This window comes from Sorangium sp. So ce590, from assembly GCF_051521365.1.
In the GTDB taxonomy this organism is placed as follows: Bacteria; Myxococcota_A; Polyangia; order Polyangiales; family Polyangiaceae; genus Sorangium.
The window spans coordinates 4,772,137-4,798,367 of sequence record NZ_CP150346.1; the positions used below are offsets into that span (position 1 = coordinate 4,772,137).

At 73.9% G+C, this 26,231-nt stretch carries 19 protein-coding genes; 12 read left to right on the forward strand and 7 right to left on the reverse strand.

Translation table 11 applies throughout. The features are described from left to right. Positions 1-47 precede the first annotated feature (47 nt). On the forward strand, positions 48-935 hold the full coding sequence (locus WMF28_RS17910) for a hypothetical protein (RefSeq protein ID WP_437603454.1): 888 nt from the start codon (positions 48-50) through the stop codon (positions 933-935). Continuing rightward, positions 923-3,409 (forward strand): hypothetical protein, encoded by a 2,487-nt coding sequence (locus WMF28_RS17915; RefSeq protein ID WP_437603455.1) that lies wholly within the window; start codon positions 923-925, stop codon positions 3,407-3,409. The genes WMF28_RS17910 and WMF28_RS17915 overlap by 13 nt, the downstream gene beginning before the upstream one ends. Here WMF28_RS17915 and WMF28_RS17920 read toward each other — a convergent pair whose 3' ends face one another. Further along, positions 3,410-4,195: a sigma factor-like helix-turn-helix DNA-binding protein gene (locus WMF28_RS17920; protein WP_437603456.1), complete on the reverse strand. Its 786-nt coding sequence runs from the start codon at positions 4,193-4,195 to the stop codon at positions 3,410-3,412. Between the two features lie 239 nt (positions 4,196-4,434). Continuing rightward, positions 4,435-4,932, reverse strand: coding sequence for a MerR family transcriptional regulator (locus tag WMF28_RS17925; protein ID WP_437603457.1), 498 nt, complete (start codon positions 4,930-4,932; stop codon positions 4,435-4,437). A 374-nt stretch (positions 4,933-5,306) separates the two neighbouring features. Here WMF28_RS17925 and WMF28_RS17930 point away from each other — a divergent pair, with 374 nt between their 5' ends. From WMF28_RS17930 to WMF28_RS17940, 3 genes are read left to right on the forward strand one after another with little or no spacing between them, the layout of a single operon-like run. Beyond that, positions 5,307-6,200: an alpha/beta fold hydrolase gene (locus WMF28_RS17930; RefSeq protein ID WP_437603458.1), complete on the forward strand. Its 894-nt coding sequence runs from the start codon at positions 5,307-5,309 to the stop codon at positions 6,198-6,200. Then, on the forward strand, positions 6,197-8,887 hold the full coding sequence (locus tag WMF28_RS17935) for an ABC transporter substrate-binding protein (protein ID WP_437603459.1): 2,691 nt from the start codon (positions 6,197-6,199) through the stop codon (positions 8,885-8,887). Before WMF28_RS17930 ends, WMF28_RS17935 begins: the two co-directional genes overlap by 4 nt. Positions 8,888-8,940: 53 nt before the next feature. Beyond that, the gene (locus WMF28_RS17940; protein ID WP_437603460.1) at positions 8,941-9,993 is read left to right on the forward strand and encodes an ABC transporter permease; all 1,053 of its coding nucleotides are present in this window, start codon (positions 8,941-8,943) and stop codon (positions 9,991-9,993) included. 19 nt (positions 9,994-10,012) lie between these two features. On the opposite strand, the gene WMF28_RS17945 is transcribed toward WMF28_RS17940, so the two are convergent. From WMF28_RS17945 to WMF28_RS17955, 3 genes are all read right to left on the reverse strand, one after another. Further along, positions 10,013-12,838, reverse strand: coding sequence for a response regulator (locus WMF28_RS17945; protein WP_437603461.1), 2,826 nt, complete (start codon positions 12,836-12,838; stop codon positions 10,013-10,015). A gap of 181 nt (positions 12,839-13,019) precedes the next feature. Then, positions 13,020-14,558 (reverse strand): serine/threonine-protein kinase, encoded by a 1,539-nt coding sequence (locus WMF28_RS17950; protein WP_437603462.1) that lies wholly within the window; start codon positions 14,556-14,558, stop codon positions 13,020-13,022. Positions 14,559-15,025: 467 nt separating this feature from the next. Continuing rightward, positions 15,026-16,258 carry an SPFH domain-containing protein gene (locus WMF28_RS17955; protein WP_437603463.1) on the reverse strand — a complete coding sequence of 411 codons (1,233 nt, stop codon included), beginning with the start codon at positions 16,256-16,258 and terminating at the stop codon, positions 15,026-15,028. Between the two features lie 347 nt (positions 16,259-16,605). Here WMF28_RS17955 and WMF28_RS17960 point away from each other — a divergent pair, with 347 nt between their 5' ends. Continuing rightward, entirely contained in the window at positions 16,606-17,724 is a 1,119-nt protein-coding gene (locus tag WMF28_RS17960; protein WP_437603464.1) for a hypothetical protein, read from the forward strand. Between the two features lie 130 nt (positions 17,725-17,854). Next, positions 17,855-18,286 carry a nickel-responsive transcriptional regulator NikR gene (gene nikR / locus WMF28_RS17965; RefSeq protein WP_437492845.1) on the forward strand — a complete coding sequence of 144 codons (432 nt, stop codon included), beginning with the start codon at positions 17,855-17,857 and terminating at the stop codon, positions 18,284-18,286. Between the two features lie 29 nt (positions 18,287-18,315). Here the strand turns inward: nikR and WMF28_RS17970 are convergent, their stop codons facing one another. Then, positions 18,316-19,143, reverse strand: a complete 828-nt coding sequence (locus tag WMF28_RS17970; RefSeq protein WP_437603465.1) for an SPOR domain-containing protein — start codon at positions 19,141-19,143, stop codon at positions 18,316-18,318. A gap of 333 nt (positions 19,144-19,476) precedes the next feature. On the opposite strand from WMF28_RS17970, the gene WMF28_RS17975 reads away from it, so the two are divergent. From WMF28_RS17975 to WMF28_RS17990, 4 genes are all read left to right on the forward strand, one after another. Then, positions 19,477-20,880, forward strand: a complete 1,404-nt coding sequence (locus tag WMF28_RS17975; protein ID WP_437603466.1) for a hypothetical protein — start codon at positions 19,477-19,479, stop codon at positions 20,878-20,880. Positions 20,881-21,087: 207 nt separating this feature from the next. Then, complete coding sequence (locus WMF28_RS17980; RefSeq protein ID WP_437603467.1) at positions 21,088-21,705, forward strand: DUF47 domain-containing protein; 618 nt, start codon at positions 21,088-21,090, stop codon at positions 21,703-21,705. A 92-nt stretch (positions 21,706-21,797) separates the two neighbouring features. Continuing rightward, positions 21,798-22,142, forward strand: coding sequence for a hypothetical protein (locus tag WMF28_RS17985; protein ID WP_437603468.1), 345 nt, complete (start codon positions 21,798-21,800; stop codon positions 22,140-22,142). 43 nt (positions 22,143-22,185) lie between these two features. Then, complete coding sequence (locus tag WMF28_RS17990; protein WP_437603469.1) at positions 22,186-23,820, forward strand: amidohydrolase; 1,635 nt, start codon at positions 22,186-22,188, stop codon at positions 23,818-23,820. A gap of 219 nt (positions 23,821-24,039) precedes the next feature. Here the strand turns inward: WMF28_RS17990 and WMF28_RS17995 are convergent, their stop codons facing one another. After that, positions 24,040-25,089, reverse strand: a complete 1,050-nt coding sequence (locus WMF28_RS17995) for a helix-turn-helix transcriptional regulator (protein ID WP_437603470.1) — start codon at positions 25,087-25,089, stop codon at positions 24,040-24,042. Between the two features lie 187 nt (positions 25,090-25,276). Here WMF28_RS17995 and WMF28_RS18000 point away from each other — a divergent pair, with 187 nt between their 5' ends. Then, on the forward strand, positions 25,277-26,230 hold the full coding sequence (locus tag WMF28_RS18000; RefSeq protein WP_437603471.1) for an SDR family oxidoreductase: 954 nt from the start codon (positions 25,277-25,279) through the stop codon (positions 26,228-26,230). Position 26,231 lies beyond the last annotated feature (1 nt).

A 26,231-nucleotide genomic window follows, 5' to 3' on the forward strand; every position in this document is an offset into this window, starting at 1 on the left:
CGAAGGGGGCTCGGCGGCCGTCGGCCCTGTGGTATGAGCCGGAGAGGATGGGCCCCCCGCTCCGCATCACCACCGCGCTCGCCGCCGCCGCCGCCGTGGCCGCCGTCCCGCTGCTCGCCGGGTGCGGCGGCGGCAACGGAGACGCCCCCTCGATCCCCCTCGCCGACGAGCGCGGCGGCGGCGCCCGCATCACGGATCTCGTCGGCAAGGCCGCGTGGCTCGACGCCGATCCCAGGACCCAGGACAGCGAGGGCTGCGAGGGGGTGCCGGCCGATCGCCGCGTCAGCGTCACGGCCGCGACGCTCATCGCGATCGACCGCTTCGACGAGACCGGCGAGGGGGCGCACGGCAACTACTACGTGCAAGACCGCGCCGACGAGCCGGTCGCCTATTCGGGCATGACGGTCTTCCAGCCCGCGTTCAGCCCCCCGGACCTGCGGCTCTTCCCCGGCGACGTTGTCGACCTGCTCGGCGTGCTCACCGAGTTCCGCGGCCCCTCCTCCGGCCGGTTCCCCGGCTGCCGCACCCTGCCCGAGATCGGCGGGACCATGAGCTTCCGGTTCGAGGACGGCCCCGCGAAGCCGATCCGCGTGCCGCTCGACGCGCTGACGAGCTACGCGACCGCGCGCAGCTACCTCGGCATGCTCGTGCAGATCGAGGGGGTCCAGACCGTCGGCGACCCCACGAGGCGCGACGGCCGGTACACGGCGCGGATCAACGTGGGCGCCGGCGTGCTCGGCGACGACATCCCGAGCCTCTCGAACGAGCTCTACGATCTCGAAGCCGAGGGGCCGCCCCTCGGGGGCGGCGCGTCCTTCGGCTCGGTCACCGGCGTGCTCACCTACTTCCACGGCTTCAAGATCGCCCCGCGATGCCCGGCCGACTTCCAGCTGGAGGGCGCCGCCCTGCCGGCCGACGACGCATGCGCTCCCTGAGGCCCGCGCTCTCGCTGCCGCTCGTCCTGCTCGCCGCCTGCAGCGGCGCGGCGCCCGGCGGCCCGACGGCGCCGGGGCGCGCGCTCGTCTCGACGCCCGAGGGCAGCGTCGGCCGCATCGAGGTGCGCAACCTCGACGCCCGGCCGCGGCTCACGCTCGTCTCCCGCGAGGGCGACCCCGCGCCCGCGCTCGTCGTCTCGGTCGCGACCGATCTCGGCTCGGTCGCGACGACGGCGCTCGCCAGCGTGGTCGAGGCGCGGCTCGTCGCCGCCGGCTTCGACGTGGACGCGCGCATCGACCGCAGCGCCTTCCGCGTGCGCCTGCTCGTCCGGGACGCGGCGCGCGTCGCGCCGTTCCTGCGCGCGCTCTCGGCGGCGTTCGCGCAGCCCATCGCCGCCGGCAGCCCGGAGGTCGCCCGGGCCACGGAGCGGCTCCAGGCGCTCCGAGCGAGCCCCCTCGACGCGCCGGAGCTCTCGCCGGTCGCGGCGTGCACCGGCCGGCTGGGCCTCGCGGGCGCCGAGCCCGTGGTCGACCTGGCGACGCCCGCGGGCGTGCGGGAGCTCGAGGGGTGGCGGACCGCGGCGCTGCACGCCGGGCGCACCTCGATCGCCGCGGTCGGCCCCGCCGCGTTCTGCGCGGAGGCGGCCCGCGCGGCGGAGGGCGTCGACCGCTGGCCCGCGGGCGGCCCGCCCGCGGACGCGTGGCCGGCGGCGGACACGATCGGCGTGTACACGACGAACCAGCTCGATCGGCGGGCCGCCCGCGTCACCGTGGCCGTGCGCGTCGCGAGCCCGCAGGCCGCGGTCGCCGCGGCCGAGCGGCTCGGCGCGCCGGGGTCGCCGCTCCGGGCGCGGCTCTCGGCGCTCCCCTCCCCGTTCCGCACCGTCGAGGTGCTCGGGGTCGCCCGCCCGCGCGGCGGCTGCGTCAGCGTGACCATCGAGGCCTCCGAGCTGCCCGCGGCGCCGCCCGTCGAGGCCTCGGCGGCGCTCGCGGTCGCGGTGGCGCGGCAGGAGATCCGCCGCGGCCTCGCGGCGCCGCCGGGCCCCGCCACCGCCACGCGGCAGATCCTCACCGCGCAGGACCCGCGCGACGCCGGCGCGCGCGCCGCCTGGTGGGCGCTCTCGGGCTCCGCCCCGAACGCGCCGGCCGAGCGGTGGGCGACGGCGCTCGGCCTCCCCCCGCGCGCCGAGCCGCCGAGGCCCGCGGCGCCGGGCGAGGCCGGCGAGCGGCTCTTCGAGACGGAGCTCGGGCGCGCGCTCGCGGCGGAGGCCCAGCCCGCCCTGGAGCGGCGCACGCTGGTCGAGCGCGGGCAAGGCGAGGTCTGGGTCCTGCTCGCGAGCCCGTGCGGCGTCGCGGAGGAAGGGGTGTACGACGCGGGGGCGACGGCGCTCGCCGCGCTCGCCGCCGTGCAGACCCGGCGGCGCGAGCTCGACGTGACGATCGAGCCCTGGGTCACGGCGGACGCCGTCGGAGTCATCGCGCACGCGCCGTTCCGCGACGACCGCGAGACCCCGGCCGAGCTCGGGCGCCGCGTCGCGAGCGCCGCCGCGCGCACGGTCGCGGCGACGACGCCCGGCCCCGAGGCGCTCACGCTGGCGCGCGCCGCGGCGCTCGAGCACCTGGAGCGCCTCTCCGGCGGGCGGGCCGCGGCGCTCGAGGCCTTCGCCTCCGCGATCGCGCCCGACCACCCGTCCTGGGTCGAGCCGTTCGGCGTCTGGGACCGGGTGGCGAGCGGCGCGCTCGAGACGGTGCAGCTCCGCTGGCAGGCGCTCGCGACCGGCCCGCTCCGGCTCGCCGTGCTCGCGAACGCCGACGCGTCGCAGGCGGCGGCAGCGACGGAGGCCGCCGAGCGATGGCTCTCGCCGCGGCTCGCGCCGCGCGGGTGCGCCTCACCGGACGGCGCGGTGGTGCCCCGGCTCGGTCACCACGACGCCCGCCTCCCGGCCGGGACGCCGCTCTCGCAGGCCGTCGTCGGCGCGCGGCTCCCGGCCGCGCGCGAGGCCGCGGCCCGCGAGCTCGCGGAGATCACGGTCGCCGCCCTCAACGGCGAAGGCGGCCTGCTCGCGGCCGCCCTCGGCGCGGCGGCCCTCCCCGCGGCGGACGCCGCGGCCCCGAGGCGGCAGCTCGCGGCCCGCGCGAGCGCGCGCGTCCTCGGCGGCACGCGCGCGGCGGCGCTCGCGGTCGAGATCCGGGCGCCGAGCGCGGAGCTCGACGAGGCCTCGGCCCGCGTGAAGGAGCTCCTCGCTGGCCTCGCGCAGCGGGTGACCGACGCCGACCTCGGTCGCGCCGAGGCCCAGGTCGCCCGGCGCGAGCGCGACGCGCTCGCGGAGCCCCGGCGCCGGCTCATCCACCTGTTCAACGGCCGCGCCCCCCGGACGCCGCCGGCGAAGGCTACGCTGGCCGCGTGGCGCGCCTTTCTGGCGGGCGCGCTCGGCGCGGACGCGATCGTGACCGTGGAGGCCCGGCCCGACTGATCACTCCCCGCTGTCGAAGTCGCCGGCGTCCTCGAGCTCCGCAGTCCGCTCGGGGGGCGTCGCCTCGAGGCTTTCGTCCTCCGCGTCGCCCTCGCCCTCGCCCTCGTCCTCATCCTCGTCGAGCGCGACCTCGTCCTCGTCCTCGTCTTCGTCCTCTTCGGGCTGGGTCAGCACCGGGAGCCGGCGCTTGCCGACCGGGCCCTCGTCGACGAACTCGCGCAGCGCCGACATGTCCTTCAGCGCCTCGAGCTTCGCGAGCGCCTTGACCTCGACCTGGCGGATCCGCTCGCGCGTCAGGTTCATGATCGCCCCCACGTCCTCGAGCGTGGTGCCGCCACGATCCGCGACGTCGAGCGCGCACGTCTCGTTCATGTCCCAGACCTCGAGATCGGGGAAGTTGAGCTTGATGGCGCCCGTCCTGGCCGACACGTCGAGATAGAGGTGGTGCTGGCACGAGACGTACGGGCACGGCCTCGGGCCGTCGACGCACTCGGCGCGGGTCCCCGGCTTGTAGTAATCGGTCTCGGGGTACAGCATCCGGCCGATCTCTAGCTCGCGCTTGGTCATGCGCTTGACGCTGATCGTCCGCGCCCGGATCTCGCGCTTCCTCCGGGACCTGCGCTGCTCGCGCGTGATGGGGTTTCCCGGCGCCGCGGGGTCTGCCTGGAGCGCGAGGGCGCCCTCCACGACTGGCTCACTGGAGCCCGCCGGTTCGCAGTCACCCCCTGCCGCATCCGCTCCGTCCAGGCCGAAGATCTCGAGCTCGCTGTCAGACACCGTCGCCATGCGCTGCCTCCGTTTGGTAGCGTCTCCGCTCTCAAGCGCGCGCGTCTCCCCACGCGCCCGAGTCCCAGCTCGAGCGCAAAGAGATCCCGCTCCTTGCCCGACGTAACGCCGGATGCCGTCCCTAAAAAATCGCGACGAAACGAGCCACGCCCGTCCCGTCGATCGCGTCAACCCCAGGAGGGGCCGCGCTCGCGGCCCCATTCACTTCACGAAGACGAGAGATCCTGCGACTCGGCCCCTCAAGAGGATGCCGCCTGTTTCGTGAGCCGCGCTTGCGCCATCAAGCGCTCTTCTATCAATGCCAGCTTCGCGACGAGCTCCCGCGCGAGCGTCTCCGCGCTCGCGAGGTCCAGGGCGATCGCCCTGCCGCTCGTCTCGCTCCGCCTCTCTTTGGCGGCGTCCCTGAGCGCATTGAAGACCTTGGTCATCGTGCGCTCGAGCTCCTCGATATCACCTCTCACGAACAGGAATTCACGCTGGATCTCTTCGATGGTGTAGTCCTGGGCCATCATCTCTTTGATGCGCTGAACCTGGCGGACTACCGTGGCCGGATACATCCCCTGTGAGCCCTGATGCTTGCCCTTGCGCCCTACCCGCACGCTGCGCGGGAGGAGGCCGAGCTGCACATATTTCCGGAGCGTCGCCTCGCTGAACTTGATGCCATGCGCCGCGAACAGCTCGAGGATATCGCTCGAGGTAATCCCTTGGGCGTGCTCCCGCTCGATGCGATTCAGCACGTCCTCGGGGATCCTTTGCACCGGTCCTCCCATCGATTGCCGGAGGCCCTACCCAACCGACGCGGGCGACTCTATTCCACTGAATGGAATACAGTCAATTGACGCGACTACGATTATTGTGTGGCTGTCGCGGGACGCGGTGCTTTCCCGGGGTTCTTGACACGACTCGGACATTTTTCGTCCGTCGGCACCGGGGGTCGTTCCGCTCCGCACATCGGGAACCCGGGTGCGAGGCGGGAAAATTGCGACGCGGAGCGCAACGGGTGGGAGCGAGGAGGCGCCCGTCCCGCAGCGGGGCTCGTGGAGCGGCATGGCCCTCACCCTGACACACATCGGTCCTTTCAGACAAAAGGGCTGATAGTCTCGTCGCCACCATGGCCAAGGCCCTTGCCAGCGAGGGTCGGGGCGCGGCCTCGCCCGCCGCCCCCCGACCCGTCGAGCGCGTCATCAGGGATGTCACCGCCCGGGGTGTCAGGATGCGGGTCCTGGTCGCCGGGGCCGGCAACGGCCCGGCGCTCCTCTTGATCCACAACTTCCTCGTCAGCCACCTGGAGTTCGACGACGTGATCGACGCGCTGGCCCAGCGCTTCCACGTCATCGTCCCGGACCTGCCGGGGTTCGGCGAGAGCGAGAAGCCGAGCCCGGCGCGGTACGCCTACGGGATCGAGACGTTCGCCGAGGCCGTGGCCGATCTCATCGCCGCCTTCGGCGTGGGCCGGGCGCACCTCGTCGGCCACGCCATGGGCGCGGCCGTCGCCATCACGCTCGCGGCCGACCACCCGGAGCTCGTGCAGCGGCTCGTCCTGGAGGACGCGCTCTGTTACCCGTTCCCGATGAGCTTCCGGATGAAGCTCCCGCTCCTGCCGATCGTCGGCGGCATCGTCTTCAAGCAGCTCCACGGCCGCAGGATGTTCCGGTCGTTCTTCCGCGACGACGTGTTCCGCGCGGACGCGGCGGTGCCGCTGTCGCGCGTCGACCGGCACTACGACCTCTTCAACGCCCCCTCGGCGCGCGAGAGCGCCCACGCGGTCATACGCGCGGTGCTCGACGCGCGCCCCGTCGTCGCGCGCCTCACGCGGATCACGGCGCCGACGCTCGTCGTGTGGGGGCGCGACGACCGCATCTTCCCGGCCGCGAGCGCGCAGCGGCTGGCCCGCGAGATCTCGGGCGCGATGCTCGAGATCATGGACGCCGGGCACTCGCCCCACGAGGAGCGGCCCGAGGAGTTCGTCGCGCTCGTGACGCAGTTCCTCGAAGGGAAGCGGTGACGCCGGCCGCGCGCTGGGCCCGGCTCGCTCGCGACGCGGCGCGCGCGGGCGAGCGCGCGGGCCGGGCCCTCCTCGGCGACGACGCGGCGCGGCGCTTCCTGAGCGACCGGTCGGCGCTGCTCGGTCTCGGGATCGTCGCGCTGCTCGCGCTGTTCGCCGCGGCGGGGCCGGCCGTCGTCGGCCACGACCCCAACGCGAGCGACTTCAGCCTGTCCCGCGACGCCTTCGGCGCGCCGCCCGGGCCGTCGGCCGCCCACTGGCTCGGGACCGACCCGCTCTTCCGCGACCTCCTCGCGCGCCTCGCCCACGGCGCGCGGCTCTCGCTCGCCATCGCGCTCTCGTCCACGGCCCTCGCCACGGGGCTCGGCGCGCTCGTCGGCGTCGCCGCCGGCATGGCCGCCGGCACGCGGGCGGGCGCCCTCGACGGCGCGCTCATGCGGCTCGTCGACGTGATCCTCGCCCTGCCCTACCTCCTGTTCGTGACCGCGATCGGCGTCGCGGTGGGGCGCGCGGACGCGGGGACGATCCTGCTCGTGCTCGGCCTCACGGGGTGGACCGGGGCGGCGCGGGTCGTCCGGGCCAAGACGGTGGAGCTCGCGCAGCGCGACTTCGTGGCCTCCGCGCGCGCGCTCGGCGCGGGGCCGCTGCACGTCGTCCGGCGGCACGTCCTGCCGAACGTCGGCGGGACGCTGCTCGCGCTCGCGACGATCAACGCCGGGCAGATGATCCTCGCCGAGGCCGCCCTCAGCTACCTCGGCGTCGGCGTGCAGCCGCCGACCGCGACCTGGGGCCGCATGCTGCACGAGGCGGAGCCGTACCTCGGGGTGAAGCCGCTCCTCGTCGCGGCGCCGGGCTTCGCCATCCTGCTCGCCGTGCTCGGCTTCCACCGCGCGAGCGAGGGGCTCCGCGACGCGCTCGATCCCGCCGGCGCCGAGCTCCCGCGCGGCCGGCGCCTGCCGGTCGATCTGCTCGTCGCGGGCGCGGCGCTGCTCCTGCTCTCGGGCGGCTCGCCGCGCCGCGTGCGCCCTCCCCTCGGCGACGAGGCGGCCTCCGGCGCGCCGGTGCGGGGCGGGACCCTGCGCCTCGCGACAACGGTCAACGCCCGCACGCTCGACCCGTCGATCGCCTACGACGAGCTCTCGAGCGCCATCGCCGAGCTCGTCTTCGCCCGCCTCGTCACGTGGGACCGGGACGGCCGCCTCGCGCCCGAGCTCGCGCGCGCGATCGCGGTCGAGCGCGGCGGCCGGACGTACGTCTTCACGCTGCGCGAGGGCGTGCGGTTCCACGACGGCGCGGAGCTCCGCGCCGCCGACGTGAAGCGCTCGATCGAGCGGACGCTCCACCCGGGGACGCCAAGCCCGGGCGCGAGCCAGTACGACATGATCGAGGGGTTCGCCGAGTTCCACGCGGGCGCGGCGCCGCACCTCGCGGGCGTGCGGGTGCTCGGCGATCACACCGTCGCGATCGATCTGCGCGCGCCGGACGCGACGTTCCTGCCCCGCATGACGCTCGCGTTCATGGCGCCGGTGTGCCCCTCGTCCGGCGCCGTGGTCGATGCGGCGCGCCCCCCGCCGCCGTGCGGCGCGGGCCCGTTCCGCGTCGCGCGGTGGGACCAGGACGGCAGCATCGGGCTCGCCCGGCACGAGGGGTACTTCCGCCCGGGCCTGCCGTACCTCGACGCGATCGAGTGGCAGACCGGGATGCGCGCGACGACCCAGCGCTACAAGTTCGAGGAGGGCGAGCTCGACTACCTGCGCGATCTGACGGCGATCGACGCGTCGACCTACCGCGCCGATCCCCGGTGGCAGGGGCGCATGCGCTGGGTGAACCGGAACCGGACCAACGCCGTCTTCCTCAACACCGAGCTCGCGCCGTTCGACCAGCTCGCCGTGCGGCGCGCGGTCGCGTTCGCCCTCGACCCCTCCGTGCTCGAGAAGGTGCGCCCCGATCTCGTCGCCCTCGACCGGGTGCTGCCGCCGTCGATCCCGGGCCCCCCGCGCGACGAGCCGATGCGGCGGCACGACCCCGCGCGCGCCCTCGCGCAGATGGCCGCGGCCGGCTATGCGTACGACCCGGCGACCGGGAAAGGCGGCTACCCAGGCGTCGTCGACTACATCGCGATCCCTGACACCCTGGAGCAGGCGATCGGCGAGATCGTCCAGCAGCAGCTCGCGACGATCGGCCTCCGCGTCCGCCTGCGGCTCGTCAGCTGGGCGACCTACCTCGCCGAGGCGTCGCGGCGCCGCGCCGTCCCCATGGGCTGGGTCGGATGGCAGGCCGATTTCCCCGATCCGGCGAGCGTCTTCGAGCCGACGCTCTCCACGCGCGCCATCCGCGACGAGGGCTCGCAGAACTACGCCTTCTTCAGCAGCGACGAGCTCGATCGAACGCTCGACGCCGCCCACGCGGAGCAGGACCGCGCGCGGCGCCTCGCGCTCTACGCCCGCGCCGAGCGCGTCGTCCGCGATCACGCGCCCTGGGTGCCCACGTACACGATGCGCCAGCTCGAGCTCTGGCACCCCTACATGCGCGGCTACGGGCGCTCCGCCGTGATCCCGTGGCACTTCCACGAGGTCTGGCTCGACCCGTCCGCCCGGCCCGCGGCCGGCGGAGGGCCGCGCGCGGGCACGTCCCCCTCCGCCCGGCCGCTCCGCGCGCTGCTCGCGCGCGCCGCCCTTCCGCGATGAGCCCCCCGCACGCGCGCCGCGCCTCCTCGCCTCGATCGGGCCGCGCTCCCGCGATGGGCGCCGCGCTCGCGCACCTGCTCCGGCGCCTCGCGTGGGCGGCGATCCTGATCGCCGGGGTCACCGCCGTCTCGTTCGGGATCGCGTACCTCCTGCCCGGCGACCCGGCGCGGATGCTCGTCGGGCCGCAGGCCTCGGCGGCGGATCTCGAGCGCGTGCGGACGATTTACGCGCTGGATCGGCCGGTCCATGTGCAGTTCGCGCGGTTCGTCCGCCGGCTCGTCCACCTCGGCCCTGCGCGGGGCGACGGCGGCGCCGCTGTACCGCCCGAGGGCGCGCGCGGCGATCCGGAGCACCGGAGCTGCGCGGCCGGGCCGCTCGGCGTGCACCTCGATCTCGGCTACAGCTTTCATTACCGCAAGCCGGTCGTGGATCTGCTGGAGGCGAAGGTGCCGCGCTCCGTCGAGCTCGCGCTGGCCGCGCTGGTGGTGCAGCTGGCGCTCGGCCTCGCGCTCGGGATCGTCGCGGCGGCCCGCCGCGGGACGGCCTGGGAGGACGCGGCGCTCGGCGCCACCCTGCTCGGCGCCAGCGCGCCGACCTTCGTGATCGGCCCCGCGCTGCAGTACGTGCTCGCCTACAAGCTCCGGCTGTTGCCGTACGACGGGTACGGCGCCACGGCGACCGAGCACATGCGCTCGCTCGTCCTGCCGGCGCTGACGCTCGGCATCTTCGGCAGCGCCCTCTACGCGCGCATCGTCCGCGAGGAGCTCCGGACGCTGCTCCGTCAGGACTTCATCCGGACCGCGCGGGCCAAGGGCGCCTCTCGCCTGCGCGCGCTCGTCGTCCACGCGCTGCGCAACGCGCTGCTGCCGCTCGCCACGCTCGCCGCGCTCGACTTCGGCGCGCTCGCGGGCGGCGCGATCGTCACGGAGAAGCTCTTCCGCTGGCCGGGCGTCGGGAGCATGGCGGTCGAGGCGCTGCAGAACCGGGACGGGCCGCTCATCGTCGGGACGGTGCTCTTCGCCGCGGCCGCCATCGTGCTCGCCACCGTGGCGCTCGACCTCGCGGCCCTGGCCCTGGATCCCCGGCTCAGGTCGCGGTCGCGCTGAGCGCGCGCGGCCCGCGCGATCAGGGCATGCCGGCGAGCGCGCGGCACTCGGCGCCGAGCGGGGAATCGGCCGAGGAGAGCTCGGCGCACTTGCGGAACGAGGCCCGGCCGCCGCGCCCTGCGGCCTGCTCCGCGGCGCCGCGCAGGTGCCACGCCGTGGCGCTCCCCGGCGAGGCGGACGTGAGCTGCTGCGCGAGCTGCACCGCCTTGCCGGCCTGCCCCGACTCCAGGGCGCGCATCACGCGGGCCGAGAGGGACCCGCCCTCCTCGTCCGGCGCAGCGGGTGGCGGCGCCGGGGCGCTCGGCGGGGCCGCCCGCGCCGGTGCGGCGGCCTGGGCCGCGGTCGATGGGGCGCCCGGCGGCGCCGCCGGGACGGCGGGCGCGGGCGAGCCCTGCTGGACGGGCGCTCCGGTCGGCGCGGCCGGGCTCGCCGCGGCTGGCGCGGCCGGCGCGGCCGGCGCGAGGTCGGCCGGCTCGCTGGTCGAGGTGTCGGCCGGGGTCGCCGTGGAGAGCCCCGCCGCGGCGGTCGGCTCCGCCTCCGGCGCGGCCGGAGCCGCTTCGATCGTGGCGCTGGAGCTCTGCTCCTCCGCCTGCAGGGGCGCGTCGACCGGAGCCGGGGGCACGGGGTGCCGCGTCTGGCTGATCAGCCAGACGCTGGCGGCCCCGATCGCGAGCGCCGTCACCAGGCCGGCGACGATCCGCGTCATGCGCGCCCGGCGCTCCTCCGGGCGGGATCGCCAGAGCGTGGCCTCGACCGCGCCGGCGGTGGTGTCGGTGTCCTCGGCGGAGCGATGCTCCTGCGTCAGGATCCGCTCCGGCGCGTCCACCCCTCCGCCGAGGAAGAAGCGCTCGCTCTCGCTGATCGGCCCGGGGTCGCTCGGGGGCGCGTCGTCCAGCGCCGCCGCGAGGCCCGCCGGCGGCGCCGCGCCGGTCGGCGGCGCCGCGGCGGCGTCGTCGAACGAGCGCGCCTCCGCGGCCGTCGCTTCGCTGCGCTGCGGCGCCTGCGCCTCGCGTGGGATGGTGACGGCCGGCGGCGCGTCGCTCGGCGGGCGGGGCCGGAGCGTGGGCGTCGTCGGCGGAGGTCCAGCGGCGGCGCGCTCGTCGCCGACGGTCGGCGGCGCGGCGGCCGGCTCCGCCGTGGGCTCGGACGGCGTCGACGCGGACAGCTCGGGCGGCCTGGATCGGGGGCGCTGCTCGGCGGGAGCGGTCGCGGCCGCGGGCCTGTCGCTCCTCGCGGCGCGGTGCATCTGCGCGAAGCTGCGCGGCGTCACCAGCGGTCGCGTGAGCGGGGCCTCGTCGCTGCTGGTGAGCGTGGTGTCCTTGTCGATGTCGATCTCGGCACGCGCGCGCAAAGCCTGGGCGGCCTCGGCGCCCGGTGCGACGCCCCGCGGAGGATCCGACGGCGCCCGGCCCAGTGCTGCGCCGCCCGAGCGCCGCGCGGCGCTCCACGGAGGCTCCGACGGCACGCGCCCCGCCGTGCGCGGAGGCTCCGACGGCGCGCGCCCCGCCGTGCGCGGAGGCTCCGACGGCGCGCGCCCCGCCGCGCCCGAGCGCCCCGCCGTGGCGTTCGCGACGGTCGCCCGGCCGACCGCCGCGGCCCCGTGGACCGCGCTGCGGGCCGTCACCGGACGCCCGGCGGACTCGGCGTCGGGGTCCGCCGCCGGCGCGGGCAGCTCGTGTCCGGGCCGGGAGCGCGGGAGCATCGCCGGCGACAGCCGGGTCGAGAGAGGCGCCGGAACCACGGCGGCATCCCCGAAATCGTCGGAGCCGGCGTTCCCCGGCACGCCGTCGGGAAAATTGGAGCGCCGCGCCCCCGACGGCGACGAGAGCGGCGAGAACTCGTCGTGGAACGCCGCCTCCGGCTCGCTCGGCACCACGTCGTCGGGCGGGAGCGCCGCGGCGGGGACCAGCAGCCCCTCGAAGTAGAGCTTCGAGATGGTGGAGAGCGTCGAGAGATCCTCGAACGGGGACGCGTCGACCACCTGCATCAGCGTCCGCTTCCCGTCGAACAGGCGCAGGATCCCGTTCAGCTCGTCGGGGATCTCGTTCAGCCGCTCCAGGAGCTCCTCGCTGTCGACCTCGAAGACGGTGGCGAGCGACGGCAGCGCCTCGAGGAGCCGGCCCCACTCGTCGACCCGGCGCATGCCCTCCATGAGCAGGCCCTGGGTCGACGTCTCGATCACGTCGGGGTTGTCGACCTTGCAGAACTCGACCTCGAACGTCCCCTCGTTCCACAGGAGCGCGCGGTAGACGGCCTCCTCGCCGCAGAGCCGACCGAGCGTTGCGTCGACGACCTTGCCCTCGCGGAAGTAGACCTGCGCCTCGTTGTCCCCGTGCGACAGGTGGACGATCCCGCTCTTCCGGCTCACCTCGAACGTCTGCAGAAGATCGACGACGTTCATGTCGAGGATCGACCCGGAGAACCTCGTCCGCCCGGTGGTCGAGAAATGGCGCGTCGTGATCCCCTCGCGCGTCCGCCGCGCGAGCAGCAGCGTCACCCGCGCGATGAGCTCGCGCACGAAGATCGGCTTGGTCAGGTAGTCCTCGACCCCGAGCTCCAGCCCGCGGATCTTGTCCTCGATCGACCGCTGGCTCGTGAGGAAGACAACCGGTATCGACGCCCAGTCGGCGTGCTCTTTCATCTTGCGGACGAGCGCGTAGCCGTCCACGTGGGGCAGGCGGGTGTCGCTGAGGACGAGGTCCGGCGTCGAGACCTCTAGCTTCGCGAGAGCGTCCGCTCCATCCGTCGCGGTGGTCACGCTGTAACCGGCCTTCTTCAGGCTGACCTCGAGGACCCGAACGCTGCGTGGATCCGCGTCGACCAGGAGGAGCTGTTGCTTGGCCACTAGAGGTTTCCGCCTCGCGAAGGATGGCGAGCCCGAGCGGACGCTGTCAAGCGCTCCGCCCGGAGCGTCGCCGCTGCCGTCGATCGCTCGTCCCGCCGCCGTGGGCCCGGCGATCGACGGCGCCCATCGTGCGCACAGGACGCCTGCAAAGGCCAGGTTTCGTCGTGGGCCGCCCGCGCGATCAGTGCTTCCAGGGATCGATGATATCGCCGGTCGCCTGCGGCCTGTCGGGGGACGCGGCAGGCGCGGCCGGGCGGGCCGTCGCCGCGGCCGGCTTCGCCGGGCTCGCGGCGGGCGCCCCGTGCGGGCGGGACGGCTCCTGCGCAGGCGGCGCGGCCGCCGCACTCGGGGCCGGGGCCGCTGCCGCCGCCGCCGCCGCCGCGGGCGGCTCGTCGGGCGCCGCGCCGACCGCCGTCGTCGCGTGGACGGCGCCGGCGGCGGCGGCCTCGGGCGGCACCGCGCGGGTCGAGGCGCGGAGCGCGCGAAAGCCGAAGGCGATCGCGATCGGCACGAGGATTGCCGCGAGCGCGATCGCGACGCGCGCGGCCATCGAGAGCGGCTCCGACGGCTCCCTGGGCACCTGGACGGGGCCGAGCATCTCGTCGTGCGCGCGCAGCTTCAGCGGCTCGCGGCGCGGGTGCTCGTCCTGGAGCATGGTGACGGTCGCGCGCCCCGGCGCCTCGACGGCGAGCTCGATGGCCGCGGCGAGATCGGCCATCGAGGCGAAGCGCTCCTCGGGGTTCTTCGCGAGGCAGCGCATGACGATCGGGCCGAACGCGCCGAGCGCGGAGGCGTCGGGCATCACCTGCTCGAGCGGCTCGGGCGACATGTACATGTGCTTGGTGAGCACGCCCATGTACGTGTCCGCCTCGAAGGGGACGCGCCCCGCGAAGCACTCGTACATGAGGACGCCGAGCGCATAGATGTCGGCGCGCGCGTCGATGCGCTTCCCCTCGGCCTGCTCCGGGCTCATGTAGTGCGGCGTCCCGAACACCATGCCGATGCGGGTGAGCCGCTTGCCGCCCGCGACCTTCGCGACGCCGAAGTCGAGCAGCTTGACGAACTCCTGATCGCCGTTGCGCACGAGGTAGACGTTGTCGGGCTTGAGGTCGCGGTGGATGACGCCCGCCGCGTGCGCGGCCCCGAGCGCCGCGGCGCACTGGAGCATGATCTGGCCGACCCGCTCGGACGGCAGCGTCCGCTCGGTGCGCAGCAGCGACGCGAGGGAGGTCCCGGTGAGGAACTCCATGACGAAGAACGGCAGCTCCGGCTGCCCCGGCTCGACCTCGATCGCGCCGAAGTCGCTCACCGCGACGATGTTGGGGTGGCCGATGGCCGCCGCCGCCTTGGCCTCCTGGATGAAGCGGGCGACGAGCTCGGCGTCCTGCGCGATGTCGCGCCGGAGCACCTTCAGGGCGAAGAGGCGGCCGAGCGACTTGTGGCGCACCTCGTACACCGTCCCCATCCCTCCCTCACCGACCACCGCCTGCACGTCGTAGCGGCCGTCGATCGTGCGCCCGAGCAGCGGATCGGCCGACGGGTTCCAGTCGGGCGCGTCGGCGAGCGGGTCGCCGTCGAACGGGCAGAACCGGGAGTCGCCGGAGAAGGTCAGCTTGCAGGTCGGGCAGCGCCGCGCGCGCGGTACCTGCTTCACCTTCCCCCGGCGCGCAGCGAACCCGTCACTGCGCGCCGGCAGCGGCGGCAGGGGCGGCAGCGCCATGTGGGCCTCGCCGCGCGCCGAGGGCGGCGGGAGCGCCGAGCCGCGTGCAGGGGGCGCCGAGCCGCGTGCAGGAGGCGCCGAGCCGCGTGCAGGGGGCGCCGAGCCGCGTGCAGGGGGCGCCGATCTGTGGACTGACGGCGCCTCGCTGCGCGCAGGGGGCGCCTCGCTGCGCGCAGGGGGCGCCGATCTGTGGACTGATGGCGCATCGCTGTGCGGTGGCGGCTGCGAGGCCAGGGTGTCCCCGTGCGGCCGCGGGATGTCGTCCCGATGGAACAGCTCGGCAGCTTCGGACTCGCCGGCGGTCATCTCAGGCTGAGCATCCCCGGCCATGCGGAGCGTGACGGGCACCTCGGCGAGTCTAGCCGAAAGCGCGTGCGGTGTTTCGGATCAGATGGCGTCGGATGGCGAACGCGGGGGGGCGCCCCCCCGCGTTCGCCGGGCGCGGCGGGCGGAACGGCCGGAAGGACTCAGATCTCCTCCAGAATCTTCGCCTTGCGGGCCTGGAACTCCTCGTCCGTGATGAGGCCCTTGTTCTTGAGCTCCGCGAGGCGCTCCAGGCGCTGCTCGATGGACGGCCCCGCGGCCGGGGCGGCCTGCGGCGCGCCCGGGTAGCCCTGCTGCGGCGCGCCCGGGTAGCCCTGCTGCGGCGCGCCCGGGTAGCCCTGCTGCGGCGCGCCCGGGTAGCCCTGCTGCTGCATGTGCGGCGGCACGAACTGGGGCTGCCCCTGCGCCGCGAACGCGGGGTTCATCGCCTGCGCCAGGCCGGCGCCGATCGCCACCTGGGCGCCCAGCCCCGCGACCCCGCTGCCGTCGCCGCCTTGCGCCATGCCCTGGCCGGCCCCCATCATCGCCTGGCCGGCGGCGTAGTTCTGCCAGTTGCCCGCCAGCTGCTGCACGTACCGCGCGTCCTGCTGGAACCGCTGATCGAGCTCGAACTGCTTCGCGCGGGCGGAGTCCTGCGCGACGCCGATGCCCCGGCGCGCCTCGCCGCGCGCCTTGTTCGCCTCGCGGAGGAGCTTCTGGTCCTCGGCCGAGAAGTTGATGTTGAAGTTGCCGATCTCGAGGATCTTGCAGCCGATCTCCTCGAGATTCGGCGCGGACTGCACGATGCGGGCGCCGAGCTCCATGCTCATGCCGCCGAGGTTGAGCAGGCTCTTCTGCTGCTGCGCGCAGACCTGGCCGATCACGGTCTTCACGCTCATGAAGAACTTGCCCTTGATCCAGCTCAGGACGACGTCGTTGTCGCCGCTGCCGCCGCACTGGCCGTGGTAGCCGACGACGAACCGCACCGGGTCGACCACGACCAGCGAGAACTCACCGAAGATGCGCGGCGTCACGAACTCGTAGAGGGTCGGATCCTCCATCGACTCCAGCGGCCCGCCGAAGGGCACGCCGCGGACCGGCTGCGTCTTGACGAAGAAGATCTCGGCGATGAAGACGTCCCCGCCCGTGAACTTGTTGACGAGGTTGTTCAGGAACGGGATGTTCTGCGTCTGGAGGGTGTGGCGCCCCGTCGGCAGGTAACCCACATATCGCCCGTCCTTGAAGAAGAGGGCACACTCATCGCTGTCGACGGTCAGCTGCGACCAGAAGGGGACGTTCTGGTCCGGGTGCTTGTAGACGATGAGATGCTTCGCTGCGTCCGGGCGCGCGATCATCATCTCGCGGACGCCGCTCTTCACGAAATCGAAAATCCCCATGTCGCGCTCCTCTTCGGTGTGCTGGATGTGACGGGCCTGCCGGTACCCTGCCCCCCGGGACCTCGGGCTCATTTCGGCAGATGGCGCATCTCGGCCTGCGCTGTTCGTTCTACGTTGACGATCGCCGCGCCGTTCAGGCACACAGCGGCCTCAGGATAATCCGCAGATCGCAGGGCAGCAATGCCCGCCGGGGAGGACCGCATGTCCGTCGCTTCGCTCGCGCCACCGGCGCAACCGAGGAAACCCGCGCCGCGGGCGCCGGCGCCATCCGAGATCCCGAGCTCCGCCGCCCGAGAGGCGACGCGCTCGCCCCGCTGCAGCACGGCCGCGCCGGGGAGGACCCCGCGATGATTGCGCCGATCGACGTCGGCGCCCTCTCGGCGCCCGCGCAGAAGATGGCGCAGCCGGGGGCGCCGCAGAAGCTCCGCGACATGGCGGCGCGCGGCATCGCCCCCGGGCTCAAGCCGGGCGAGGTGGTCACGCTGCTCGTCCTGCTCGCGTCACGCGAGGAGGAGCCCGCCCGCGCGGCCGCGGACAAGACGCTGTCGGCGCTCCCCGACCCGCTCCTCCAGGGCGCGCTCGGCGGGGAGCTGCAGCCGCTCGTCATCGACCGGCTGGCCCACCTGTACGCGGACCGCCTCCCGGTCGTCGAGCGGCTCTGCGCGATGCCGGGCATCGCCGCCGACACGCTCGAGGAGCTCGCGCGGACCGGGGGCGAGGCGGTGACCGAGCTCATCGCCGTCAACGAGGAGCGGCTGCTCAAGGGCCCGCGCATCATCGAGCGGCTCTACCTCAACAAGCACACGCGGATGTCGACGGCCGATCGCCTCGTCGACCTCGCCGCGCGCAACGGGGTCGAGCTCACCGGCATCCCGGCGTGGCGCGAGGTCAGCATCGCGATCAAGGACGAGCTCATCGCGGAGCCGTCGCCGGAGCCCACGCCGGACGACGTGCTGTTCGCCGAGACGCAGGCGCTCGCGGAGGCGCTCGCGGCCGAGGAGACGGTCGACACCCACGTCGAGGACGAGGAAGGGAAAGAGGAGATCAAGGAGCAGTACGTCCCGCTCTACAAGCGGCTCGCCGACATGACCATGTCGCAGCGGATCCGGCGGGCGATGCTCGGCTCGCGCGAGGAGCGCATGCTGCTCGTGCGCGACTCGAACCGCCTCGTGGCCAGCGCCGCCGTGCGCAGCCCGCAGATGCAGGAGGAAGAGGTCGTCCTCATCACCCGCAACCGGAACATCTCGGACGAGGTGCTGCGGATCATCGCGACCACGCCGGAGTGGATGAAGAGCTACACGGTGAAGCGGAACCTCGTGGAGAACCCGAGGACGCCGGTGCTCGTCGCGACGCGGCTCGTCCAGCACCTGCGCGAGTCGGACCTCCGGGGCGTCTCGAAGAGCAAGAACGTGACCTCGCCGGTGAAGGACGCCGCGAGGCGGCACCTCGAGCGGCGCAAGAGCTGAGCGGCGCAAGGGCCGAGCGGGCGGCCGAGCGCTCGGCCGGCGCGGCGCTCGCCCTGACGCCGGCCGAGCGCTCTCCGGGTGGCGAGCCCCCTTCCCGCCCGGACCCATGCCCCGCTAGCCTGCGCCCACGATGAGCGACCTGGTCCGCTTCGGCGTGGCGATGGATCGAGCGCTGCTGGCCGAGTTCGATCGGCGCATCACCGCGCAGGGATACGAGAACCGCTCGGAGGCGCTGCGGGATCTGGTCCGCGCGGACCTGACGCGCGCCGCCTGGGACGAGGGCGCCGAGGTGGCAGCGACGCTGACCGTCGTCTACGCGCCCGAGGTGCGGGAGCTCGTGCAGCGCATCTCCGCGCTGGAGGAGCAGCACGCCGGGTCGGTGGTCTCCAGCCTGCTGGTCCGCCTCGACGAGGGCCGGGTGCTCCAGGTCATGGTGCTGAAGGGCCGCGGCGCGGCGCTGTCCGGGCTCGCCGGGCAGCTCGCTGGGGCGAAGGGGGTGCTGTCCTGCGCGCTCACGCCGGCCGCGGCGCTCTCGGAGGCGGCGCGCCGGCCGCGGGGCTGACGCGGCGGGCGCCGTCCCGAGCCCCTGCTCTATGCGTCGTCGCCGGGGCTCGCCGCCACTTTCACCGTGGTCTTCGGCGGATCCACGATGAACGTCACGAGGCGCTCCTTGGCCTCGAACTCCTGCCGGTAGATCACGGCCGAGCGCTTGTACTTGAAGGGACCGATCCGCACGCGGTGCCAGAGGCCGCGGCCCTTCACGTACGCCGGCTCAACGTACGCCTTGTGGCCACGGCGGCGCAGCGCCGCCGCGAAGCCCTCCGCGTCGGCGGGCTCCTTGAACGAGCTCACCTGGAGCTGGTAGCTGCCCGGCCCGCCGTGCTCGATCTCGGGCCCTTCCTCGCGGGAGACGTGGCGAGCCATCGCGGTGAGCGTGTCGTTCGGAGCGACCTCGCCCCCCGAGGGCCCGAGGACGTGCTGCGCCGGCAGCGAGACCACGGGGAGCCGGTCCGCGGCGAGCGGCGGACCGGCGTCAGCGGCCGGCAGCCGATCAGCGGCGGCCGCCTTGGCCGCCCGCGGGTCGCGCACGGCCTCGAGCGCCGTCGTCGGGTGCTCCGCGTCCGACAGGATCGCAGGAAAGGTCACGTCCGCCCCGATCGTGGCGCGGCGCGGGGCCGGCTTCACGCCGGCCGGATGAGCGCGCGCGACAAGATCGCCGAGCGGATCGGCGCTGACCGGCTTCTCGCGGTGCGGCGCGCGCAGGAGCGCCACCGCCGCGAAGACGATGCACGCCCCGCCGAGCGAGGCCAGCACGAGGGCGCCCGCGCGCGACGGGCGAGCCCCGGGATCCTCCTCCTGGATCTCCTCGAGGTTCCGCACCGCCCCGGTGTCCATGCTCTCGCCTTTGCTGCGCCTCATGCTGCCTCCTCAACCCGTCTACCCTGCCCGGCCGATACGCGACAACTTTCGTGTCTTACTTTATCCTACATCCGCCGGAGGGGTCCGATCGCTGCACGAGCGCGCGCTGGATGGAGCGCGCCCGGCGGTGAGCCCGCGCCTCGGCTCGGGCCGGGCAGCCTCGCACGCGTGGCGGCTGCGGGAAAAATTCTCGGCCGGCGACGGGGCGCGCGTGAGCGTCCGGCTCCGCGAGCGTCCGGGGTGCCCAGGGCCGCCTCACTTGCGCGCCGCCACGGGGCCGTCCGGCGCCTCCGCTGGCCTTTCGCGCGGCCGAGGCGCTAAGACTCCGCCTTCATGAAGACCCTGCGCATGGGCCGTGTCCTGCCCGCGATCGGCCTGCTGCTCCCGAGCTGCGCCGACGGGCCGCGGACGCTCACGATCGAGGTCGTGCCAGGGCACGAGGCGGCCGCCTTCCAGGACGACCCGCCCGTCACCCGGATCGAGGTGATCGCGAAGGCGGTCGAGGGGGACGTGGCCGTGTCCGCGTCGGCGGCGCCGGGCGGGGAGCTCGATCTCGGCGAGATCCCGGCGGAGCGGGCGTACACGTTCGAGGTGCGCGGCGTCGACGCGGGCGGGGCGACCGTGGTGCGCGGGCGCTCCGCGTCGGGCATCTACCTCGCCGGGCTGACGGGCGAGGTGCTGCCGCTCTTCGCCCAGCGGATCGGCGGCTGGGCGCGGCCGCCGGGCGAACTCGCGGCGTCGCGCGTCGGCGCGCCCGGCGCGGCGCTGGCGGAGCGTTACCTGATGCTCACCGGCGGCGCCGTCGCGGGGGGCGCCGCGGCGGATGACGTCGATCCGGCGCGGATCGACGGGTACGACCTCGCGGCGTGGGGCGGGAGCGCATCCGGCGGCGCGCTCCCGCGGGCGGCGCGATCGCTCGTCGTCCGGGCGAACCTGCTGCTCACCCTGGACGACGAGGGCGCGACCTGGACCGATGTGGCGTCGGGGCAGAGCGCCGAGGCGTCGCTGCCCGCGGGGCTCGGCTCGTTCGCGGAGGTGGCGGGCGGCCGGACCGTCGAGGCCGCGGACGGGCGCTCGTTCGTGGTGGGCGCGGCGCGCGCGGGGCAGACCGCGGAGGCGCCGGGCGAGCCCTCGGACGCGGTGCTGGTCGTCGGCGCGGACCAGGCGCTCTCGGTGGCGAGGCTCCGGCACGCGCGGGCCGGCGCGGCGGCCGTGTGGGTGGAGGGCGTGGGCCTGGTCGTCGCGGGCGGGGGCGCGGACGTCGCCGGGCTGGAGGTGCTCGGCGACGGCGCGACCGCGTTCGAGCCGCGGCCGTTCCCGCCGGACGCCGCGCGGGGCGCCGGCGCCGCGGTGACGGTGCCCGGGGAGATCGTGCTGGTCGGCGGGGTGCGGGGCGGCGCCGCGGCGCCGACCCGCCGGCTCGCGCCGGGGTGCGTCGGCGCGTGTGCCGCCGTGGAGGTCGCGGGCGCCGCGCTGCCGGCGGCGGTCGTCGACGTCGCGGCATTCGCGCTGCCCGGCGGGCGCCTCCTCGCCGTGGGCTCCGAGGCCGGCGCGGGCGGGCTGACCAGGAGCTTCGTGGTCGACCTCGCGGCGGCGCACGTCGAGGAGCTGCCGCTGCGGGAGCCGCGGCGCGGCGCGACCGTTGTGCCCGCGCCGAACGGGACGCTCGCGCTGCTCGGCGGGGTCCACGCGGAGGGGACGCCGGCGCTCACGGTCGAGACGTTCTTTCCGGAGTGAGCGGCCGACAGGCGGGCTCGCCGGTCCGGAGCAACGGTATCTCGGGCTGCTGCGGTGGTGTCGACGTCGTCGCAGGTGACAGAAGCAAGCGCCGGAGGTGGACCGCGCCAGAGGCGGAGGCGACTCCGACGTTCTGCATTTATCCACGAGGTGCCTTGTTCGTTTGCCCGCATTGACGAGCCCGGCGATGCCGGAGTATCACACGGCATGGGATTGACCCAGGACGCGGTCTTCTTCGACGCCCTCGCCGAGCACGCCCAGAAGAGCGTCATCGCGAGCAAGCTCCTCCTGGACATGCTCGACCGGCTGGAGGACGCCCCGACCATCGCCAGGAAGATCAAGGAGATCGAGCACGAGGGGGACCGGATCACGCACCGCTGCCTCGCCGCGCTGCACAAGACCTGGATCACCCCCCTCGATCGGGAGGAGATCCACGCGTTGATCACCCGGCTCGACGACGTGCTCGATTGCATCGAGGCCGCCAGCGAGCGAATCGTCCTCTTCGAGATCGAGACCACGATGGCGGAGGCGCGCCCCCTCGCGGAGTCGGTGGTGGCCGCGTGCGTCACCATGAGCGCGGCCACGAGCTCGCTCCGCGACGTGAAGGACGGCGCCCGGCTGCTCGAGCTCTGCGTCGAGATCAACCGCCATGAGAACGCCGCCGACACGCACTACCGCGGGGCGCTGGCGGCGCTCTTCAAGCAGGGCACCGACCCGCTGCTCGTGCTGAAGTGGCGTGACATCTACGATCAGCTCGAGAACGCCAGCGACCGCTGCGAGGACGTCGCCAACATCATCGAGGGCGTGGTGCTCGAGCACGCATGACGCCGCGCGTCATCGTCCGGCCCCCGTGAGCGTCGACGAGCGCCGGGGCGACCGTCCAGACCGCCTCCCAGATCTATGGTGAAGAGGACTGGATGGGAGACGCCTTCGAGGCGTTCGGCAACAGCAACGTGAACAAGCTGCCCATCGACCAGCCCTTCGACGCGGCCAAGTGGCAGGACGGCGACATCCCCACGCTGGATCAGGTCGGGTCCTGCTTCGAGCCCAAACGCCGAAGCCAGAAGGTTTGGGCACCGGAGCTTTTCGAGACTGCAAGCGACGTTCCGGGGCCGCGCGCTCGTGGGGTCCTGTTATTCATACCGGATGAGCTGCTGCAGCAATGCATCGTGGAAGCATCTGGTCTCGACCGGCGCGATCACCAGGGAGGCGATAGGTGCGGCGGGGGCGCGCCGGCAGGCGCCGGCCCCATCGACCGCTGATCTGATCTTCGTCAACGGCACCTTCCTGCTCGCCGAGCCGACCGTGGCCGGCGAGCAGGTCACCGCGGTCGCCGTCACTGGCGAGACGATCGTCGACGTCGGCGACGCCGACCGGATCACCCGCGAGGCGAGGCCCGGCGCCGTCACGATCGATCTCGGCGGCGACACCCTCGCGCCCGGCTTCGTCGAGGCCCACGCGCACATCGTCGCGGCGACCCAGACGACGTACAGCGTCGACCTGCGTCACTCACCGGAGCTCGACACCTACGAGAAGGTGCTGGAGAAGATCGCCCGCGAGATCGCGCAGCTGCCGACGGGAGCCTGGAAGTTCTTCATGAACTTCGATCCGTCGCTGCTCGCGTTCAACAAGGAGCTGGGCTTCCCGCAGCTCGGGTTCGATGTTCTCGACGCGCTGCCCAACTCGCAGAACGTCAACGTCTTCGTCGAGAACGCGTCGGGCCACATCGCCTACGCCAACTCGAGCGCGTTCGCGACCTGCAAGATCACCGACGCGGACCACCCGCCGCCCATCGACGGCGGCTGGTACGACGCCAAGGGCGGCAAGCTCACCGGCGTGATGTTCGAGCCGCCGACGTTCAAGCCGTTCCTCGACCATGCCGGCCTCGACCCGCTCGCGGCCATCGACGCGATGTTCGGCTTCCTCCACACCGCGCACATGAGGGGCGTCACCACCGTCGCCGATCCAGCGGTCGGCATCGGCGGCAAGCTCAAGGAAGAGCTCGAGGTCTATCACCTGATGGCGGCGCTGCCGATCTCGACGGACATCGTCGGCTCGATCGATCTCACCAGCCTCTATCCGCCCGGCGGTGAATCGCCGCAGATCGACGGGCTCTTGATGCCGGCCCGCGCCGGCGCGACCGGCTCGTACGGGGCGCTGGTGATCCCGGCGGTGAAGCTGTGGGCCGACGGCTCGACGCAAGGTTACACCGGATACCTCACCGAGGACTATCTGGCGCCGGTGACGCCGGAGGGCCTCCGCCAGCAGACCACGAACGGCGAGGCCGACTGGAGCCAGGACGACATGAACACGCTCATCGGGCGAGCGCGCAACGACAACTGGGGGGTGCTGGTCCATGCGAACGGCGACCAGGGCCTCGACATGGCGCTCAAGGCGATCAAGTACGCCTACGGCGAGGGCTCGGGCTTCCGCAACCGCATCGAGCACTGCACCGTCACGAAGCCCGAGCAGTACAACACGATGATGTCCCTGGGCGTCACACCGACGTACCTCACGAACCACATCGCTATCTGGGGCGACACCTTCCGCGACAACATCCTCGGCGCCCCGCGCGCCGAGCGCCTCGACGCCGTCCGCGACGCGCTCGACCGCGGCATGCCCTTCTCGTTCCATTGCGACTACGCGACGTCACTGCCGGACCCTCTGATGTACATGCAGACCGCGATCACCCGGCAGACCGCCACCGGCGCCGTGCTCGGGGAGGACCTCGCGATCGACGCGCTCGAGGCCCTGAAGGGCGTGACGATCTACCCGGCGCGGCAGCTCGGCATCGACGACACCATCGGCACGCTCGCCGCCGGCAAGCGCGCCAACCTGGTCCGCCTCGGCGCCAACCCGCTGACCACACCGGCCGACCAGATCAGGTGGATCCGGATCGTCGGGACCTGGGTGCGCGGCCGCGCGGTGCCGATGGATTGACCTCGCGGGGATCCAGGTGAGTCACCAGGACTCAGGCCTTGCGTCCGGCGAGGCCTGGCGCGGCTCACCACAACGAATGCCAGGGGGAATCTCTCCATGAGAAACGAGTGGACGCTCTCCCCTTCACGCTCGCGCACCGAAGCCCTGTCCCCTGACCCGCTCCGCCGGCATCGCGTGCGCTGATCGCTCCTCGATCACCCACATCCCCTCCGCGCGCTTCTACATCGCCGCCTTCCGGCGTCGCAGCCTCCGCGGCGGCGCCGCCACCCCGGCGCTCGCCTGCGCCCGCGCCGCATCGCGCGCCCCGTACACCGCGCGGAGGTCCGCCGCGATCGCCTCGAGCCGCGCCCGCAGCGCCGCCGGCTCGAGCACCTCGACGCCGCGGCCCAGCCCGATGATCTGCGAGACCGCGATCGCCTCCCGCTCGAAGTCGACCGTCACGGTCCTCGCCCCGTCGCGCCCGCACCTCCCCTGCCCCCACCGCTCGTGCTCGCCGCTGGGCCGGATCCGCCGGAGCGCCGCTTCCCCCTCCTCGGTCACGCGCAACGTCGCCACGTAGCTCGCCCTGCGCTCCGCGAACCGCTGGCACCACGCCCTCCAGCACGCGGCCAGATCGAACCCCTCCGGCCGCGCAAACCCCTCGTCCAGGAGCCGCGCCCCCTCGACGCGCGCCCCACGGAACACGCTCGGCCCCCGCTCCGTCCCGGCCACGAGGTACCAGCGGTCGGCCTTGATCACGAGCCCGTACGGGTCCACCACCCGCTCGCTCGCCACGCCGTCGAAATCCCGGTACGCGAGCCACACCTTGCGATCCTGCCAGACCCCCTCCCGCAGGACCTCGAGGTGCGGCACCACCTCCCTCCCCTGGAACCACCCCGACGAATCGACGTGGAGCCGCTGCCGCGCGTGCTCGGCCGCCGATCGCTGCACCACCGGCAGCGCCGCCGACAGCTTGATCAGCCCGCTCTGCAGCGCCGCCGACAGCCCGATGTCCGCCAGGGCCCCGGGCGCCGCGATCGCGGAGAGCGCCTGCACCTCGGGCTGCGTCAGCCCCGTCAGGCTCGTCTGCCACCCCTCCAGCAGCGCGATCCCGCCGTTCGGGCCGCGGTGCGCATAGACGGGCACGCCCGCGGACGACAGCGCGTCGAGGTCCCGGTAGATCGTCCGCGCCGAGACCTGCAGGCGGCGCGCGAGCTCCTCGGCCGTCAGCTGCCGGCTCTTCGCCTGCTGGAGGAGCAAGAGCAAGCTGAGCAGCCGGTCCGCGCGCATGACTGACCTTCCGTGGCCCCCGCGTGGCGCCGGATACCGATCCGACCCGGCACCGAGGTTACGCGCAATTCATGACAGGAGGTGTCAGGAATCGTCCCGTAGCGTCCCCGGACGACCGAAGCCGCAGCGCCGCACCGCAAGGATCCCGCGCCGCCGCGAGCCCCGGCGCTCAAGGAGGAGACAGCGAATGAGACCGCTTGAAGGACAGATCGCCCTCGTCGCCGGCGCCACGCGCGGCGCGGGGCGCGCCATCGCGTGCGCGCTCGGCGAGGCCGGCGCGACGGTCTACTGCACCGGCCGCAGCGTCCGCGGCCGCCCCGCCACGGGGCAGCGCCCGGAGACCATCGAGGAGACCGCCGAGCTCGTGAGCGCGCGCGGAGGACGCGGCATCGACGCGCAGGTCGACCACACCGACGAGGAGCAGGTCGAGGCGCTCTGCGCCCGGATCCGGCGCGAGCAAGGGAGGCTCGACGTCCTGGTCAACGACGTCTGGGGCGGCGACGAGCTCACCGAGTTCGGCCAGCCGTTCTGGAAGCTCTCGCTGGCCAAGGGCAAGATCTTGCTCGAGCGGGCCGTCACCTCGCACATCATCACGAGCCGCCACGCGGTGCCGCTCATGCTCGAGCGCGACCGCGGCCTCCTCGTCGAGGTCACCGACGGCGACAACTTCGGCTACCGCGGCAACCTCTTCTACGATCTGGCGAAGATGTCGGTCATCCGCCTCGCCTTCGCCATGGCCTGGGAGCTGCGCCGCCACCCCGCCATGACGGCGCTCGCGATCACGCCCGGCTTCCTGCGCTCGGAGGCCATGCTCGACGGCTTCGGCGTGACCGAGGAGAACTGGCGCGACGCGACCGCCAGCGACCCGCACTTCATCGCCTCGGAGACCCCGTTCTACGTGGGCCGCGCCGTCGCGGCGCTCGCCGCCGACCCGAACGTCGCGGCGAAGGCCGGCCGCGTCTTCAGCTCGTGGGATCTCGCCCGGGAGTACGGCTTCACCGACGTCGACGGCCGAAAGCCCCACTGGGGCGAGTACTTCGAGGAGACCTTCGGCGAGTACAAGAAGGCCGACGAGGCCGCCTACGCGTCCTGGTTCAACGGTCCGATGGACCTCGCGTCCCCCGACTGGCCCAGGGAGTGAC